Genomic DNA, 15,061 nt, shown 5'->3' on the forward strand with positions numbered 1-15,061 from the left:
TATGGGGCATCCGGGTTTAGATGGCGTTTCCAGGGGGCGCGAAGGATCTGCGGCTGGCTCTTGATAGAGCTAGCGCAGATCCTTCACTTCGTTCAGGATGACACCTTTGTTTTAGTGACGGTGTTGCGGGGCTAGTGGGCGGCCTGGACCTGGAGGACGGCTACGCCGTACTTGGGTAGCGTGACGGAGCCGCTGGTGCTGGCGGAGGGTGCGAGCAGGTCGTGCGCTGCAAAAGACGGTGGGAGTGTGACGGTTGCGGGTGCGGTGCCGTGGTTGATGAGCACGAGCACGGAGCCCTTCGGCCCGGAGCGGAGGTTGACTTCCACATCGGCGGGGACGTCGGGCACGATGGACGTCACGCCACTCTGTTGAAGCAGCAGGTTAGTGATGTGCTTGAGGGAAGCCTCATCGAGCCACGCGCCGACATAGGTAATGGAGCCTTTACCAACCTTGCGGGCGACCACTGCCGGCTGTGCATCGAGCCAGCCGTTGCTGGGGCCGTAGGTGGCAAGTGTTTGTGTGTCAGGCGCAGTGGTAGCCAGAGTCTCGGCCCAGATGTTTGCTGTGGATCTGTAGGAGACGGCTGGGCTGTTTGCCATCGTGACGGGCACTGGCTGGTCGAGGGCGTAGAACTGCGAGACGTGCGCGCCGAGTGCTTCGGCGAGCGGGCCTGGCTGCTGGTGAGGGTCGAGGCCGTCGTCGAAGTTCTTCATGCCGGAGCGGGGGCCGAGCAGGAGGTTGCCGCCCGCGCGGACCCAGGCGAGCAGCTTGTCGGCCTCCGCCTGCGGCAGCACGTTGGGGCCGGGCGCTACGACGAGCTTGTACTTTGCAAGCGGGGCGTCGGTGCCGATGACGTCAACGCCCTGCGCGCCCTGGTGGAGCGGGCGGTAGAAGTCGACCATCTCGGCGACGGGGCTGAACTGCTGGTTGTGGCGCTGGAAGTCGATGGCCCAGCGGGAGTCGAAGTCGTTGATGAGGGCGACTTGTGCCACCGGCGTGGTGCCAGATAGCGCGGCGCCAGCCTGTTCGAACTCCTTACCGACCTGGGCGATTTCCTCATAAACAGGAGCCGGCATGCCGTTGGCGCCGACGAGTACACCGTGGTACTCCTCCTGGCCGTTGAGCGCGGCGCGCCACTGCCAGTACTCGACGGCATCGGCACCGTGTGCGATGGCCTGCCAGGCGAGCTCGCGGGTCTGCCCCTTCTCAAGCGGCGTGTTGGTTTTGCGCCAGTTCACGAAGGCGGGCTCGGTCTCCATGACCCAGAAGTTGCGCTGCTTGTAGCCGCGGGTTAGGTCGTGGCGGGCGGCGTTGTCGGCCCAGTCGAAGTGGTCCGTGCTGATGTAGTCGTCCCAGGCTGCGATGTCGAGGCCTTCGTGCTCCTTGTAGGCGTTGAAGCCGTCGAACCAGCCCATGGTGTTGGTGGTGATGAACTGGCGCTTGTCTGCGTGCGCCCGGATCGCGGTGACCTGGTTCTGGGTGTAGGCGACCCACGTGTCAGTGACGAAGCGATCCCAGTCCAGCAGCAGCGCGGGGTTTTCTTCCTTGTCGTGCACGGGAACCTGGTTGAAGTCGTTGTAGCTCTGCGACCAGTAGGAGGTCCACCAGCGCTGGTTGAGCGCGTCGATGGTGCCGTACTTGGCCTTGAGCCACGCGTGGAACTGCTGCTTCGCCTCGTCATCGAACGAGGAAGCGGCGAGCTCGTTGTCGATCTGCCAGCCGACAACGTCGGGGTTGTTGCCGTATCGCTCGGCCATGCGGGCGGCGACATCGCGTGCGAGTTCGCGGTATTTCGCGTCGGAAAAGGAGAACTGCTGGCGGTTGCCGTGCTCGTCGCGGCGGCCCTGGTTGTCGATGCGGAGGGTTTGCGGATACTTCTCGGTGAGCCACGCGGGCGGTGCGGCGGTGGGGGTGCCGAGCACGACCACGATGTGGTGCTTCGCGGCGGCGGCGATGGCGCGGTCAAGCCACTGCCACTGCCAGTTGCCCTCCGTGGGCTCCATGGTGCTCCAGGCGAATTCGCCGACGCGCACCAGGTGGATGTGGGCGGCTTCCATGCGGGCGAGGTCGGGCTCCCACTGCGACTCAGGCCACTGCTCGGGGTACCAGGCGGCGCCCAGCAGGACAGGCGGCGCGCCCGGGTACTGCGTGGCCTGGGCGCGTGCGGTGGAGCAGAGCAGGGTGGAGGCAAGGGCGGAGCAGACAAGGGCGGCAAGTGGTTTTCGCAAGTGTGACCTCGGTGGTGGCGAATCGTGTAGAGAGCAAGCGTCGCGCGCGGCGGCCGGTGTCGGAGCGACATGACCATGCAAAGCACCGGCGGACACACCATGCCATCCCGGAGCTGTGGACAGCAAGCCGCCGCATGAGCCGGCGGCTAGCTGTGCACGAGCACCCCGGCCGAAACATAGGACGAGCCTTCGCACTCGGTGTGAACCCGGGGCAGGGTGGGGGTAGGGGTGAGCAGCTCGATATGACCGTGTGTTCCGTCGGCGATGGCGAGGGTTGTGTCTTCGACCTTGCCGCCGCGACTGCTTGGGTTCCAGGCATAGGCCTCGGGGGTGCGCACCTGCTGGGTGCCGCCGGGGGTGGCGACCCATTCGCGCTCAAGGTAGCCGCAGGCTCCGCCCTGGTGATGAAGCTGCTCTTCGCCGGGAAAGCCAGCCTGTGCGTAGGCCGCGGCGGCGGTCTCAAAGAGAGAGGCGGCGGTGGCGCCGTTGCGGGTGGCGTGCTGCAGTGCCGCATTGACCAGGGCAGCAGTCTGGAAGCCGCGCGCGAGTTCCGTGGGGAGCTTGCCAAAGTGCACAAAGCGCGTGATGGACACGACGAGGCCCCAGCGGCGGGTGCACAGGTTGAGCATGCCGAAGCGCTGGAGCGTGGCGCCGCGGGCCACAGCGTGCTTGTAGCTGAGGATGCGGTCATCCACGGCCATGAGCAGCACGGAAGGGAAGATGCCTTCGCGCAGCAGGCGCTCGGCCAGCCAGGCCTCCATCTCGTACTCGGAGACACCGGGTTGCAGGGCGAGCAGGGTGTGGGCGACGGCATCGGCGGTGTGACGGCCAAGTTCGCGGAAGCGGGCGATTTCCGCAGGGAGCAGCGGTGCGCGCAGCGCGGCGAGGCTCACCACGGGCAGACTGGCCGCGGGGGCGTCGGTGGCGACCCTGGCGCCACCAAGCCGGGTAGCCTCGTCGGCAACGTTGAACGCGTGCCATGGGCCGGTGATGAGCTCGTAGCCGAGACCGACCAGTTCTTCTGCCTGCATGCGCGGTGCTTCGTTGCTGGGAGCGAGTGCAAAGCGGCGGCCATCGCGCAGCAACAAGAGGGCAAGCACACCGGTTTCGCTGAGGATGCCGACGCGCGCCTGGATCTCGCCGGCGCTGATCCAGGCGAGGTTCTCATGGCGACGGAGCAACACGGCGTCATAGCCGGAGGCCTGGAGCCACTGCTCGAGGCGGGTGAGCTTGTGCTGCAACTCGGACTGGCGAGCAGCGGCGCCGCCGCTGGCTTGCTCGAGGGCTTTGAGGTGTTCAGACATGCTGTGGGTGCCTCCACTTTGGTGACAGCCAGTGTACTGCGCCGGTGGCGAGCCACGAACGGGCTGCCCCTTACGGGTGCGGCGGCATGGAGCGGATGTACTGGACCAGTTGCCAGAGCGAGGCGTCGCCGAGCGAACGCCAGGCGGGCATGCCGTGATTCTTGCTGCCGTTAAGGAGGATCCAGTGGAGTTCCCCGTCGGTTTCAGCCCGCACCCGGCTGTTGCGCAGGGAAGGCTTGCTGCGGCGGCCGCCGCCGTCGTCGGCATGACAGGAGGAGCAGTACAGTGCGTACTGCTGCTGCCCTTCTGACAGGTTTTGGGGCGTGCGGGGGAGAGGATCGGCGAGGGTGCGCTGGGCGGCGGGCACGGTGGTGAGCCAGGCACTGGGCTGGTAGGGTTTGGTGGTGCAGCCGGTCAGGAGCAGGCAGTGGAGCGACAGAGCAGCAGCTTTTAGGCGCTTCACAATCCTCAAGTCCTCGTTCTTGCGAGACAATATTACGAGTATGAACACTTTGCCAGAGCGCACCACCGCCGAACCGGCCTTGCTTATTTTTGATTGTGATGGCGTGCTTGTCGACAGCGAGATCCTGGTGTGCACCGCCGTGGCGGAAGAGCTGACCAAACTCGGCTACCCGATTACTCCGGAAGACGTAGTGCGGCGCTTCGCGGGGCGGCCTGAGCGCGAGATTCTGGCTGAGGTGAAAGAGGACTGGGGCCAGCCCGTGCCCGAAGCCTACTTTGTGCATACCAAGCAGCGGATCAATGCAGCGTTCTCAACCGAGTTGCAGGCCATTGCCGGGGTCGCGGAAATGCTGGCGCAGCTGCGGTTGCCGCGGATTGTGGCCTCAAGCAGCGCACCGGCAAAGCTTGAGCAGGGCCTGCGCTTCGTGGGGTTGTATGACCTGCTGGCGCCACACATTGTGAGCACCCAGATGGTGCGCCATGGCAAACCGGCTCCCGATGTTTTTGTGTTCGCGGCGGGATGGATGCGCGTGCCGGTGAACCAGTGCCTGGTGATTGAAGACAGCGAGCCCGGCGTGCGTGCTGCGCGCGCGGCAGGCATGCGCGTCGTGGGCTTTACGGGCGGCAGCCACTGCGGTGCAGACCACGGCGAGCGGCTGCTGGCCGCGGGAGCGGAGCGGGTGCTGCGGCATATGGGTGAGCTTGCATCGGCGGTGCCCTCGGCGTTTGGTGCGGCCGTTTCTCACTAGAAAGCGCGCAGCGACGAATGCGTCGCCGGGCAGGCGGCACAGTGTGCAGCTGCATGCGCAGGCGTGGTTAGCTCGCGCGCGCTGCGTTTGTGCTTCATGGCGAGTGACAGCGGGGTGTCGCCGTGAGTCGCCGAAGCACGGCGCGAAGATGGAGCGCGACGGTTTCAGGGCGACGGAGCGTATGGTATATTCAATTTGTTGGTGCGCACCCGCCGCCGACCTGCAGCGTTCTCGCTGCTCCTGTTTTACCCACCTGGACGCGTAGCTCAACTGGCAGAGCATTCGACTCTTAATCGACAGGTTGAAGGTTCGATTCCTTCCGCGTCCACCAAAATTCTGACAAATTCTTTCTTCAAGAAAGTGTGCACCTGGGCAGCCGTGCGTCGCGCGGCCTAGAGTGTTGCGGCTGTGCGTGTTGTCCGTGGCGTGATGTTTGCGCCGTAGTGCAGGTACTGGCAAGCCCTGCGCAGGGCTGGTCACTATGCGGACTGCTTGAGACACTGAAGACCCACATGATCACCGGACTGAATCACACCACGCTTGCTGTGCGGGACCTGGATCGCTCCTTCCGCTTCTACACGGATGTGCTTGGACTGCGACCCGTGGCGCGCTGGTACAAGGGCGCGTACCTGCTGGCGGGAACCGCCTGGATTTGCCTGACGCTCGATGATGCGACGCGTTCCGGTCCTTTGCCGGAGTACACGCACGTGGCGTTCAGCGTGACCCGGGCAGAGTTCGTGGCTATGCAGACGCAACTGGAGAGAGCCGCGGTGATTGCCTGGCAGCAGAACCATAGCCACGGTTCATCGTTTTACTTTCTGGACCCGGATGGACATAAGTTGGAGATCCATGATTCGGACCTTGCGAGCCGCATCGAGAGCTTGAAACAAAAACCGCCCAGGGACCTGATCCTGTTTTGAGCACAGCCGGCGACGCGTATGCAGGTGTTTCACGGCGTATGGCGACTACGGAACAAAAAGCATGTAGAGAAACGCGCTGAGCAGAAGCCCAACGGCAGCCACCGACAAGCCCACGGTGCGCTTCTTGTAGAGGAAGAAGATCAGCATGAGCCCTGTGACCGACACAAGGGTGAGCAGCACAGCGGACACATCGATGAGCCACTTCCAGGCGGTGCCCGTGTCGCGACCTTTATGCAGATCGTTCATCACGGCCCAGAAGCCGCTGCGCGTTTCGACCAGTTGATAGTGGCCGGAGGCTCGCTCAATGGTGGCGTCGGCGGAGTAGCCGGGTCCCTTGAAAGACACGGTGATCTCGTCGCTCTCGGTACGCACATCGCTGAGTGCGCCACGCACGTGATTGGCGCTGCGAAAGTGCTCCACAAGCTGGGGCGTTTCTGGTTTTTGTAACAGGTCGAGGGGCATGCTGCCCCTGGCCAAAGTGGTTTTCTGCGCGCGCTCGAACCATTCCTGGTGGTTCAGTGTGAGGCCCGTAAGGGCAAAGAAAAAGATGATGGCGAAGCTCACCATCGACAGGTAGATATGTAACCAGCGCGCGAGCCTAGCGGTCCGCTGCCGGAGCATCGCGCGCGGTGAAGGTGCAGGCTTAGCGCTTGCGGTAGTCAAGCGTGGTGGCTCCTAGTTCTGTGGCTTCTGGCAGCGTGGCCTGCTGGGGCTTGCCGTTGAAGTCCAGCGGATGCCGCTGAAGATCGTAGCCGCCGTGTTCGCGCGCCGCCTCGACGCACAGCGTGTAAGTGCCTGCCTTGACGAGCTTGCCTTCGTTGTCCTTGCCATCCCAGGTGAGGGTGTACTGGCCCGGTGGACGCGTCGCGGAGGAGATGGTCCTGGACACATCGGTGCCTTCGGTGAGGCTGCGGATCTGGTCATCTCGATACCATGTCTTGAGGTCAGGCAGCCAGCGGGAGTTCTGTGTCCAGAGCGCCAGGGTGCGTACCGGGTAGTGATCGGCATCTTCGACCCACACCGCGACATAGGGACGGCGGTAGCGCGCGTCCTGGATGCGTGGGAGGTCGAGGTTGATGCGCAGCTCATATGCCGGGTCCCATGCCGCGCTGCCGGAGGAGGATGGTGAGGCGGGTGCAGGCGGGAGCGCGAGGGAAGCCGGCCGTACACCGGGCGAGCGCGGCCAGCCTGCGCTGCTGAGCTGCTCGCCGCTCGCGAGGACGAGCGTGTACTGCACGCCTGGGTACGCAGCCGCGAGAGCCTGGCCCTGGTCAACAGGGAGGATGGAGAAGGCGGTTGCGAGTGCGCCCGCGGTGACGGCGTCCTGCGCGATCACGGTAGAGGAAAGGATGTGGCTGGTGGGCGTGGCGGTGCGCGGATCGATCAGGTGTGAGAACTGTGGCTGCGCGCTCTTGACCGCCTGGGCCAGCTCAAAGCCGCGCCGATAGGAGCCGCTGGTGGCCACCGCGCGATTGTGCACGATCACATGATCGAGCGCCACGGCATTCTCCGCAGGGGCTGATGGGTCGGCGATTGCCACCATCTGCGTAAGGTTGCCGCGAACGATTACGTCTCCACCGACGTTCAACATCACACCGGTGGCCCCGGCACGCAGCGCGGCATCGGCTGCGCGTGCGCTGATGTAACTTTTCGCGAACGAGGCGAAGGCGAGCGGCACATCGCTGAGACGCGTGGCGGTGTGCTGCGCTTTATCGAGCGACCAGTGTGCCTGCTGCATGGCCTCAACAGCGACAGCGATCTCTTCGTCTGTGGGTGTGCGGCCCTCCGCGGTCGCGCTGCGCCAGAGCCGCGTTGCTGCTTCGACGGAAGGGTCAAGGGCACCGCCGGTGTTTGCGCGCCAGTAATCGAAAGACTGCAAAACCTCCATCAACTCAGCGGAGACGGGGACTGGCCGAAAGCGGGTCTGCGCCCAGCGGGAGACTTCGCTGTCGGAGCGCCAGGTACTGAGAATCGCTTCATCGTGATCAAAGAGCGCGAGCATTGCGGCTTCAGCATGCGCGGCGGCTGCAGGCGTTGCTGCGCGCACGGTGATCTCGAGCGAAGTTCCGAGAACGTGTTCGTGGTGCGTGTTCCAGTAGCCTGAGGCTTGCTCGTCGAGCGTGTCAGGCGCGTGAGCGGGCTGCGCGAAGCTGCCCGACGCTGCGGCGGCAAGAGGAACGCAGGCCGCAATCTTCCAGAAGGGGGAGTGGGTCATTAGTCGGGCTGTCCTTTCGATGGCTGAGTAGCCGGTGCGACATTGTTATCGCGATCGTGGCGCGGCCCATTGGCCGGCATGCTGGCGAACATCTGTTGCAGTTCACTCGCGTCGAGGAATCCGTCCTTGTTTTTGTCAGCATCGGCGAAACGGCCGCGCATGCCGTCCGGTACTTCTTCGAGGCTCAGCTTGCCGTCTTCATTGGTGTCGAATTCACGAAGGATGTGAGCAACGCGCTGGGCGGGGCTCTGCTGGCGAACGATCATTTCGTCGGCGCTGAGTATGCCGTCGTGGTTCTTATCAAGCACAAGCAGGTGAAGGCTCGCCGTGCGGATTTCTTCGGCGGAGATCACGCCATTATGGTCAATGTCGAGTGCGTCGACGACGGGATCAAGATGCAAGAGATCGATGGTCTCGGCCGGGTCGGAAGGGCGTCCACGCGGGGCACTCGTCCTGGCCGCGCTCTGGCGAATCTCGTCGGGAGTAAGCTTGCCGTCCTTGTTGGTGTCGGCACGCGCAAACAGGGACTGCATGCGCTCGGGCAGTTCATCGGGCGTGAGGACGCCGTCTGCGTTCTTGTCGAACTGCATGAGTTGCGTTACGAGCTGCGCCGGATTCGCGCCCGCGTCGTCTCGACGGGGCGTGAGCTCTTCGAGACTTAGCTGTCCGTCCTGGTCGCGGTCAAGCGCGTGAAGAGACGCAGGCGCTGCCTGGATCTCCTGCTTGGAGAGGCTGCCGTCATGATCGAGGTCGAGTGCCTCAAGCACGAGGCGGGGGCGGCCCTGCTGCCTTTGCGCGAGGGCGGCGGTGCAGGCGCTGAGAGCGAGAACGGCGACAAGCGACTTGCGATTGAAACCAACGAACTGGGACACGTAAACCCCTTCAGGTAGCTGTGATCGTGCAACGGGACTGTGCGTACTCCATGAACAAATGCTGCTTAGACTTCCGCCCATTCGCGCAGGAGGTTGTGATAAACGCCGGTGAACTCAACGAGCGAAGCGTGCCCGGGCATGCTGGCGCCGACTTTCTGGATGGCTCCGTCGAGGTTGAACAGAAGGCTGCGTTGCGCGTCGCGGCGCACCATGCTTTGCAGCCAGAAGAAAGAACTCACCCGGCTGCCTCGCGTAATCGGCAGCACCCGATGCAGACTGGTGGACGGGTAGAGCACCATGTGGCCGGCCGGCAGCTTCACGGATTGCTGCCCGTAGGTGTCCTCGATGACGAGTTCGCCCCCATCGTATTCCTCAGGGCTGCTGAGAAAAAGAGTGACAGACAGGTCAGTGCGCACCTGTTCGCCGGTAGCCGGGATACGGCGAATCGAGTTATCGATGTGGTTGCCGAACGAGTGCCCACCATCGTAGCGGTTGAACAGGGGTGGAAAGATCTTTGCCGGCAGCGCCGCCGAGATGAACAGGGGATTGCGATACAGCGCGTGGACGATGGTGCGACCCAGTTCGATGGCGACCGGGCTTGTCTCAGGCAGCTGCATATTGTCTTTGACCTGAGCGGACTGATGGCCGGCAGTGATGCGTCCGTCCACCCAGTTTGTCTGGTCAAGTTCCTTGCGGAACTGCAGCACCTCAGCCTGGGTAAGTACGTCTGGAATCTGAATCAGCATGGCGGTGCCTCGAGCGCTGCGTGTGCTTGGTACAGGAGCGGTGAATCGTGCGGTGAAGGATCAGGTGTGCGGCTGAGCGCTCTGATTTCTGCGTGCGGCTGCGTGGCCAGAAACGCGCGCATCTTGGACAGGAAGGCCGGCGTGGCTGTGGCCGGGACCTGTTGAAGCCAGTGCAACGCCCCGAGCAGGTCTCCTTCCTGCATGAGGAGTCGTGCGTAGTTGAACTGGCCACGGAAGTCTCCACCAAGCGCGGCCTTGCGATACAGATCGCGCGCCTTCGAGCGACTGGCCTGCGCAACCCAACCATCTTCGTAAAAGCCACCGAGTACGTTCATGGACTTGGCATGCCCGAGGTCGGCCGCCTTGCGCAGCCACAGAAACGCCTCTGTCTTGTCCTGCACGATGCCGCCTTCTCCGAGTGTGAGCAGCGTCGCCAGGTTATACATGCCCCAGTCGAGCCCGCGCTCCGCGGCTTTCCGGAACCATGGTTCCGCGAGCAGGGCGCTGGGCTGAATACCCCAGCCCTGATCGAGACAACGGCCCACCATGTTGATGGCCATAAGGTTGCCACCGCGCGCGGCACGCTCAAACCAGTGCAGCGCCGCGGTCTGGTTGCGTTCGACACATGTGCCGTCAAGCAGCATTTGCCCGTAAAGAAGCTGCGCCTGGTGCACGCCGCGGAGAGCCGCGGCGCGCACCAGATCCAGTGATGTGTCTGTCAGTTGGTCGACCATGCCGTGTCAGAACCTTACGTTCAGGCCGAATACCGCGGAGCGCCCGGGCGCCTCGATCGCGTAGTGCGTGGCATAGGCCTGCTGGTAGTAGAGCCGGTCGCTCAGGTTCAGTACGTTGGCCTGCAGGTTCCAGTGCTCGTTGAACTCGTAGTTGCCGAAGAGATCTTCGCGCACATACCCGGGCACCCACTTGTTGTTGACCTGGCTGCCCCACACGCGGGTCATGCCGTAGATGCCGCCGCCGGCGTTGAGCCTGTGCGTGAGCTTGTAGCTGCTGGTGATGGCGACCGCATGCTTGGCCGTGTTGGGCAGGGCCTGACCGTTGGCGGTGCCGGTGCCGCCTGCGTCCAGCAGGATGGCATCGATGTAAGTGTAGCCACCGGTGAACTGCCACTTGTTTGTCAGCTGGCCGCTGATGCCGGCTTCTGCGCCGAGCGTGCGGTCGTTGCCAGCAGCAGCCACGGTGCCATCGGCCTGCGTGATGCGGACGTTCTTGATGTCCTCACGATAGAAGTCGATGCGCGCCAGTGTTCTGCCACCCGACAGCTCACGCTTGGCGCCGATCTCTTCTTCCCGGATGGTCTCGGGCTGCAGGTCGGCGTTGATCTGGCTGTTGAGTGCGGACGTATCGACACCCTGCGCCAGCGCATCGCCAGTGGGGATGGCTGCCGTACTTACCGTGCCGTAGATGCTTGAGGCGTGATCGGGCTTGTAGATGAGACTCGCGAGATAGGTGCCGATGTTGTTGGTCACGCTGTATGGCGTGCTTACGCCGGCAGTGATCGCAGTCCTGAAGGTGGAATTGAAATGGTCGTAGCGTCCGCCCACCGTGCTCTGGAAGTGCTGGTTGAACTGGATCGTATCGAAGCCATACACGGACTGGGTCACAGCCGTGGAGTGGGTCGGATTGTGGTTCAGCGTCAGGGTGCCCGTTGCCTTCCACGGATCGTGGTAGTCCGGCGAGAACAACAGTGTGCAGTTATATCCGGAGGGCGCGCCAGCTCCCTGCGGACAGGTCTCGGTGGCGCCGCTGAAGCTTGTGGAGTTATTGGTGTACTGGTCGTTGTTGCCGCGTTCCTTCGAGAACTCCGCGCCGGTGGCGTAGGAGTGCTTGACCTTGCTTGTCTGGAACTGGCCGGAAAGATCGGTCTGGTTGTCGTCCGTGAAGACGGCGCTGACGCGACTGTTGATGCGGCGGAAGAGCAGGCCGTAGTAGAGGTTGCCCTGGCTGTCATCGGGCAGGGTCCACAGGTAGTTCTGCTCGGTACGCTCGTAGCGGAACGTGTTGCGGAGCAAGCTGCGTGCGTTCCAGAGGTCATGCTCGACGCGACCCGTGGCGATCTTGGCGGTATCGCGATCCTGGTCGCGATCGCTCAGCCCCCAGAAGAGGCTGCGGTGTGGCAGAGTGAGCGGCTCACCGTCGCCAGGCTGGAGGATCTGGGGACCGGGATCGTTGGTGGGTATCTTGCTCGGATTGTTGTAAGGGGTACCCGAGTCCGGCAGATCGTTCGTGATCAGGTGATAGTAGTCGAGGAAGGCGCGGGTTGGACCGCCAAGCCCGATCGCGAGGCTGGGCGCGGCACCCCAGCGCGAGTTGTGGACCGCATCACGGCCTGCTACATCCGCGTCGTGCCACATGCCCGTCAAGCGGCCCGCGACCAGGTGATTCAGTTCGGTGTTGGCATCCACCGTGGCGCGCTTGTAGTTGGAGGTGCCCGGCATGAAGCTGCCTGCGACAAAGTTGCTATGCCGGGCCAGCTTGCTGTTCATGTTGATGCTGCCGCCGCCGGTGCCGCGGCCGCCGTATGCGCCGCCCGGGCCTTCCTGCACCTCGATGCTTTCCACGTCGAACACTTCGCGGGACTGCGCGGCGATGTCGCGCATGCCGTCGATGTAGGTGCTGGCCTGCGAGTCGAGACCACGGATGAACGGGCGGTCGCCGAGCGGATTGCCGCCCTCGCCTGCGCCGAAGGTGATGCCGGGAACAGTGCGCAGTGCTTCCATCAGCGTGGTCGAGGCTGTGTTCTGCATCGTCTCGGCGGAGACCACGGTGATGGTCTGCGGCAGGTCCACCAGTGGCGCGGTGTACTTGGGCGAGGAGGGCCCCTGCGCCGTAACGGTCACGGATGAGCTATCGCCGGCGACCGAAAGAACGACCCGGCCTTCGTCTTCGAAGCGCGCGGAGACGCCCGTATTTTCCAGCAGGTGTGTCAGTGCCTCGCGCTCCGTGAGCACACCCGTGACACCGGGGGACTGCAGGCCGCCGATCTTTTCAGAGGCGAGGCTGACCGAGATTCCTGTTTCCTTCTCAAGCGCGGTGAGCGCTTCGGCCAGGGTGCCGGCCGGAATGTTGAAGTTATGCACCGTCTGCGCCGGGGTGGCCTGCGCATCGGCGATCTCGGGAGCGGCGGACTTCTTGGCATCCGGGGTGCCGCTGCCATCGTTCACAGGCGACGCGGCCACTGCGCTCTGGGCAGCCAGACCGGCAAGGGTCATTACCGCCATCGCGAGCTGGGTGCCGAGCCTGCCACGGCTGGACGACGCAGCGTCGAACGGTGTGTTCGAGTGCTTCTGTAGCCGTGGTGTACGGGAACCTTCTGCCGAAAAGCGCTGCTCCGTGGTGGGGGCAGAAGCCTGGTCGGCCGTGGGCTCCTTGTGAGCTGGTCTGGGTGTGTCTGTTCGTTGCACGTGCGTTCTCCCTCACGCCTTCAGTAGCTCCGCTGGTTGGTGGCATGCTCGATCATTTGCAATATCCGACTGCATTGGTCGCATATGTGGGCGCAGTTCCGCCCGTTTGGGTCGCGAAGGACCGTCTGCATTGATCGAAGCCCCGCCAAAGAGTCACGCGGAGCTATCCGGCGTTCTCGGTTCCTACTATAAAGGCAACCTCAACGAATCGGACAAAAAAATGCGACCGAAAGAGTCGTACACCTGTTTCTCCATATCCCGAGGCCTTCCGGATGCGACATGCGAGCGGGCGCCGCGGCCTGTGACTTGCCCCGAAGCATTTCCCATTCGCGCCACGCGCCGCCGAGAACGGCGATGGGGTGCCGCCTGCTGGAGCTTCAACGCACGTGTCTCCGAAATCCAGTACGTCGCCTTGTATCGCCTGGTGCAAGCTGAGGCCGCTCAACTTCTCCGTCCACCCGGCATGCTGGAGAATGGAGAGCAATGAAACGTCGAGTCTTTCTGCAACAGGCAGCTGCCGCGGCGGCCGCAACGCTGGTGACCCGGAGCGCGAGCGCTGCGTTGCTGCCGCATGCGCAATCGAAACCGAATATCGTGGTGATCCTTGCGGACGACCTGGGATTCGGCTACCTTTCGAGCTATGGCGCAACCCACGTCCATACTCCAGCGATCGATTCGCTGGCAGCGCACGGCGTGCGGTTCACCAACGCGCACTCGGATGCGGCAACGTGCACGCCCTCGCGGTACGCGATGCTGACGGGCAGCTACGCATGGCGGCACGACGGCGTGCAGATTCTGCCGGGTGATGCGAAGCTGCTGATCGGGCAGGACCAGTGGACGATTGCCTCGATGCTGAAGGGTGCAGGCTACACGACGGGGCTGGTCGGCAAGTGGCACGTCGGGCTGGGCGACGGCAGGATCGACTGGAACGGCGAGATCAAGCCGGGCCCGTGCGAGGTGGGGTTCGACGAGGCGTTCTTTTTCGCGGCGACCGCGGACCGCGTGCCGAGTGTTTACATTCACAACCATCGCGTGGTGAACCTCGATCCCGCGGATCCTATCCACGTGCGGTATGACCAGAAGATCGGCAACGAGCCTACGGGCAGGGAAGATCCCGAGCTTTTGAAAATGAAGCTGAGCGAAGGCCATGACGGCACGATCGTGGACGGGATCAGCCGGATCGGTTTCATGACGGGCGGCAAAGCCGCACTATGGAAGGACGAGGAGATGGCGGCTACCTTCGCGAACAAGGCTGTGGAGTTCATCGAGAAGAATCAGCATCAGCCGTTCCTGCTGTACTACACACCGAGCGACATCCATGTGCCACGCGCTCCGGCGGAGCAGTTCGCTGGAAGGAGTGAGTGCGGCGTGCGGTGCGACGTGATTGACCAATTGGACTGGTGTGTCGGGCGCATTACGGAAACGTTGCAGCGATTGCACCTCGAGGAGAACACGCTCATCGTTTTCACTTCCGACAACGGCCCCGTAGTCAATGACGGGTATGACGATGGAGCGGACCGCGCACTGCACGGACACACACCTGCCGGGCCCTACCGCGGTGGCAAGTACATGATCACGGAAGGTGGAACGCGTATTCCGCTGATCACGAGTTGGAAAGGACACATCAATCCCGGGACGTCGGACGCACTGGTGAGCCAACTGGATCTGCTGGCGAGCCTCGCGGCGCTGTGCGGCGAGACTGTTCCGAAAGGACAGGCGGAAGACAGCGTCAACGTCTTGCCGGCCTTGCTGGGCAGGTCGCGCACCGGTCGGCAGTCACTGGTGGAAGAGGCGCAGGTGCTGGCGATTGTGGATGGACACTGGAAGCTGATCGACCGCTCGCAACGGCCCGGGCTGCATCCGCGGCCGTTGCCGAAACCCACGGCAGGCGCGATGGAGACCAAGGTCACGGACGAGGGCTATCCCACGGCTGCGCTTGAGTTATACGACCTGAGCGTCGACCCGCACGAGACCAGGAATTTGGCCGGAGTGCACCCAGAGAGAGCGGCGCGGCTGCGACAGGAGCTGGTGCGCCTGCGCACGCAGGCGAAGAGCTGAGGCTCGCCCCCGCATTGCAGCGCTGCGAAGTGCTGGGTTCGTGCAGCAGTTGAGGGTACGCGGCGCTTGCGATGCAGAAGCGTGA

The 15,061-nt window shown here is 63.7% G+C and carries 12 protein-coding genes and 1 tRNA gene; 4 read left to right on the forward strand and 9 right to left on the reverse strand.

The genetic code is table 11. From position 1 onward, the window contains the following. Nucleotides 1-131 precede the first annotated feature (131 nt). From D1Y84_RS12565 to D1Y84_RS12575, 3 genes are all read right to left on the reverse strand, one after another. On the reverse strand, nt 132-2,228 hold the full coding sequence (locus tag D1Y84_RS12565) for a beta-galactosidase (RefSeq protein WP_233581382.1): 2,097 nt from the start codon (nt 2,226-2,228) through the stop codon (nt 132-134). 146 nt (nt 2,229-2,374) lie between these two features. Continuing rightward, complete coding sequence (locus D1Y84_RS18470; protein WP_124849008.1) at nt 2,375-3,532, reverse strand: Xaa-Pro peptidase family protein; 1,158 nt, start codon at nt 3,530-3,532, stop codon at nt 2,375-2,377. Between the two features lie 70 nt (nt 3,533-3,602). Continuing rightward, nucleotides 3,603-3,995, reverse strand: coding sequence for a cytochrome c (locus tag D1Y84_RS12575; RefSeq protein WP_158615453.1), 393 nt, complete (start codon nt 3,993-3,995; stop codon nt 3,603-3,605). 40 nt (nt 3,996-4,035) lie between these two features. Between D1Y84_RS12575 and D1Y84_RS12580 the strand changes: the two genes are divergently transcribed. The 3 genes from D1Y84_RS12580 (at nt 4,036) to D1Y84_RS12590 (ending at nt 5,663) form a co-directional block, all read left to right on the forward strand. Beyond that, nucleotides 4,036-4,743, forward strand: a complete 708-nt coding sequence (locus D1Y84_RS12580) for an HAD family phosphatase (RefSeq protein WP_124849010.1) — start codon at nt 4,036-4,038, stop codon at nt 4,741-4,743. A gap of 255 nt (nt 4,744-4,998) precedes the next feature. Beyond that, nucleotides 4,999-5,074 (forward strand) — tRNA-Lys (locus tag D1Y84_RS12585). Between the two features lie 181 nt (nt 5,075-5,255). After that, nucleotides 5,256-5,663, forward strand: a complete 408-nt coding sequence (locus D1Y84_RS12590) for a fosfomycin resistance glutathione transferase (RefSeq protein WP_124849011.1) — start codon at nt 5,256-5,258, stop codon at nt 5,661-5,663. Between the two features lie 45 nt (nt 5,664-5,708). Here the strand turns inward: D1Y84_RS12590 and D1Y84_RS12595 are convergent, their stop codons facing one another. From D1Y84_RS12595 to D1Y84_RS12620, 6 genes are all read right to left on the reverse strand, one after another. Continuing rightward, nucleotides 5,709-6,326: a PepSY-associated TM helix domain-containing protein gene (locus D1Y84_RS12595; protein ID WP_233581383.1), complete on the reverse strand. Its 618-nt coding sequence runs from the start codon at nt 6,324-6,326 to the stop codon at nt 5,709-5,711. Next, nucleotides 6,307-7,878, reverse strand: a complete 1,572-nt coding sequence (locus D1Y84_RS12600; RefSeq protein WP_124849012.1) for a DUF2271 domain-containing protein — start codon at nt 7,876-7,878, stop codon at nt 6,307-6,309. Before D1Y84_RS12600 ends, D1Y84_RS12595 begins: the two co-directional genes overlap by 20 nt. Further along, complete coding sequence (locus D1Y84_RS12605) at nt 7,878-8,750, reverse strand: EF-hand domain-containing protein (protein WP_158615454.1); 873 nt, start codon at nt 8,748-8,750, stop codon at nt 7,878-7,880. The genes D1Y84_RS12600 and D1Y84_RS12605 overlap by 1 nt, the downstream gene beginning before the upstream one ends. 65 nt (nt 8,751-8,815) lie before the next feature. Continuing rightward, nucleotides 8,816-9,496: a Fe2+-dependent dioxygenase gene (locus D1Y84_RS12610; protein WP_124849014.1), complete on the reverse strand. Its 681-nt coding sequence runs from the start codon at nt 9,494-9,496 to the stop codon at nt 8,816-8,818. Further along, entirely contained in the window at nt 9,490-10,230 is a 741-nt protein-coding gene (locus D1Y84_RS12615) for a tetratricopeptide repeat protein (protein ID WP_124849015.1), read from the reverse strand. The genes D1Y84_RS12610 and D1Y84_RS12615 overlap by 7 nt, the downstream gene beginning before the upstream one ends. Nucleotides 10,231-10,236: 6 nt before the next feature. Continuing rightward, the gene (locus D1Y84_RS12620) at nt 10,237-12,918 is read right to left on the reverse strand and encodes a TonB-dependent siderophore receptor (RefSeq protein WP_124849016.1); all 2,682 of its coding nucleotides are present in this window, start codon (nt 12,916-12,918) and stop codon (nt 10,237-10,239) included. Nucleotides 12,919-13,401: 483 nt separating this feature from the next. Here D1Y84_RS12620 and D1Y84_RS12625 point away from each other — a divergent pair, with 483 nt between their 5' ends. Further along, nucleotides 13,402-14,976: a sulfatase-like hydrolase/transferase gene (locus tag D1Y84_RS12625; protein ID WP_124849017.1), complete on the forward strand. Its 1,575-nt coding sequence runs from the start codon at nt 13,402-13,404 to the stop codon at nt 14,974-14,976. Nucleotides 14,977-15,061 lie beyond the last annotated feature (85 nt).

This window comes from Acidipila sp. EB88, assembly GCF_003858395.1.
In the GTDB taxonomy this organism is placed as follows: Bacteria; Acidobacteriota; Terriglobia; order Terriglobales; family Acidobacteriaceae; genus EB88.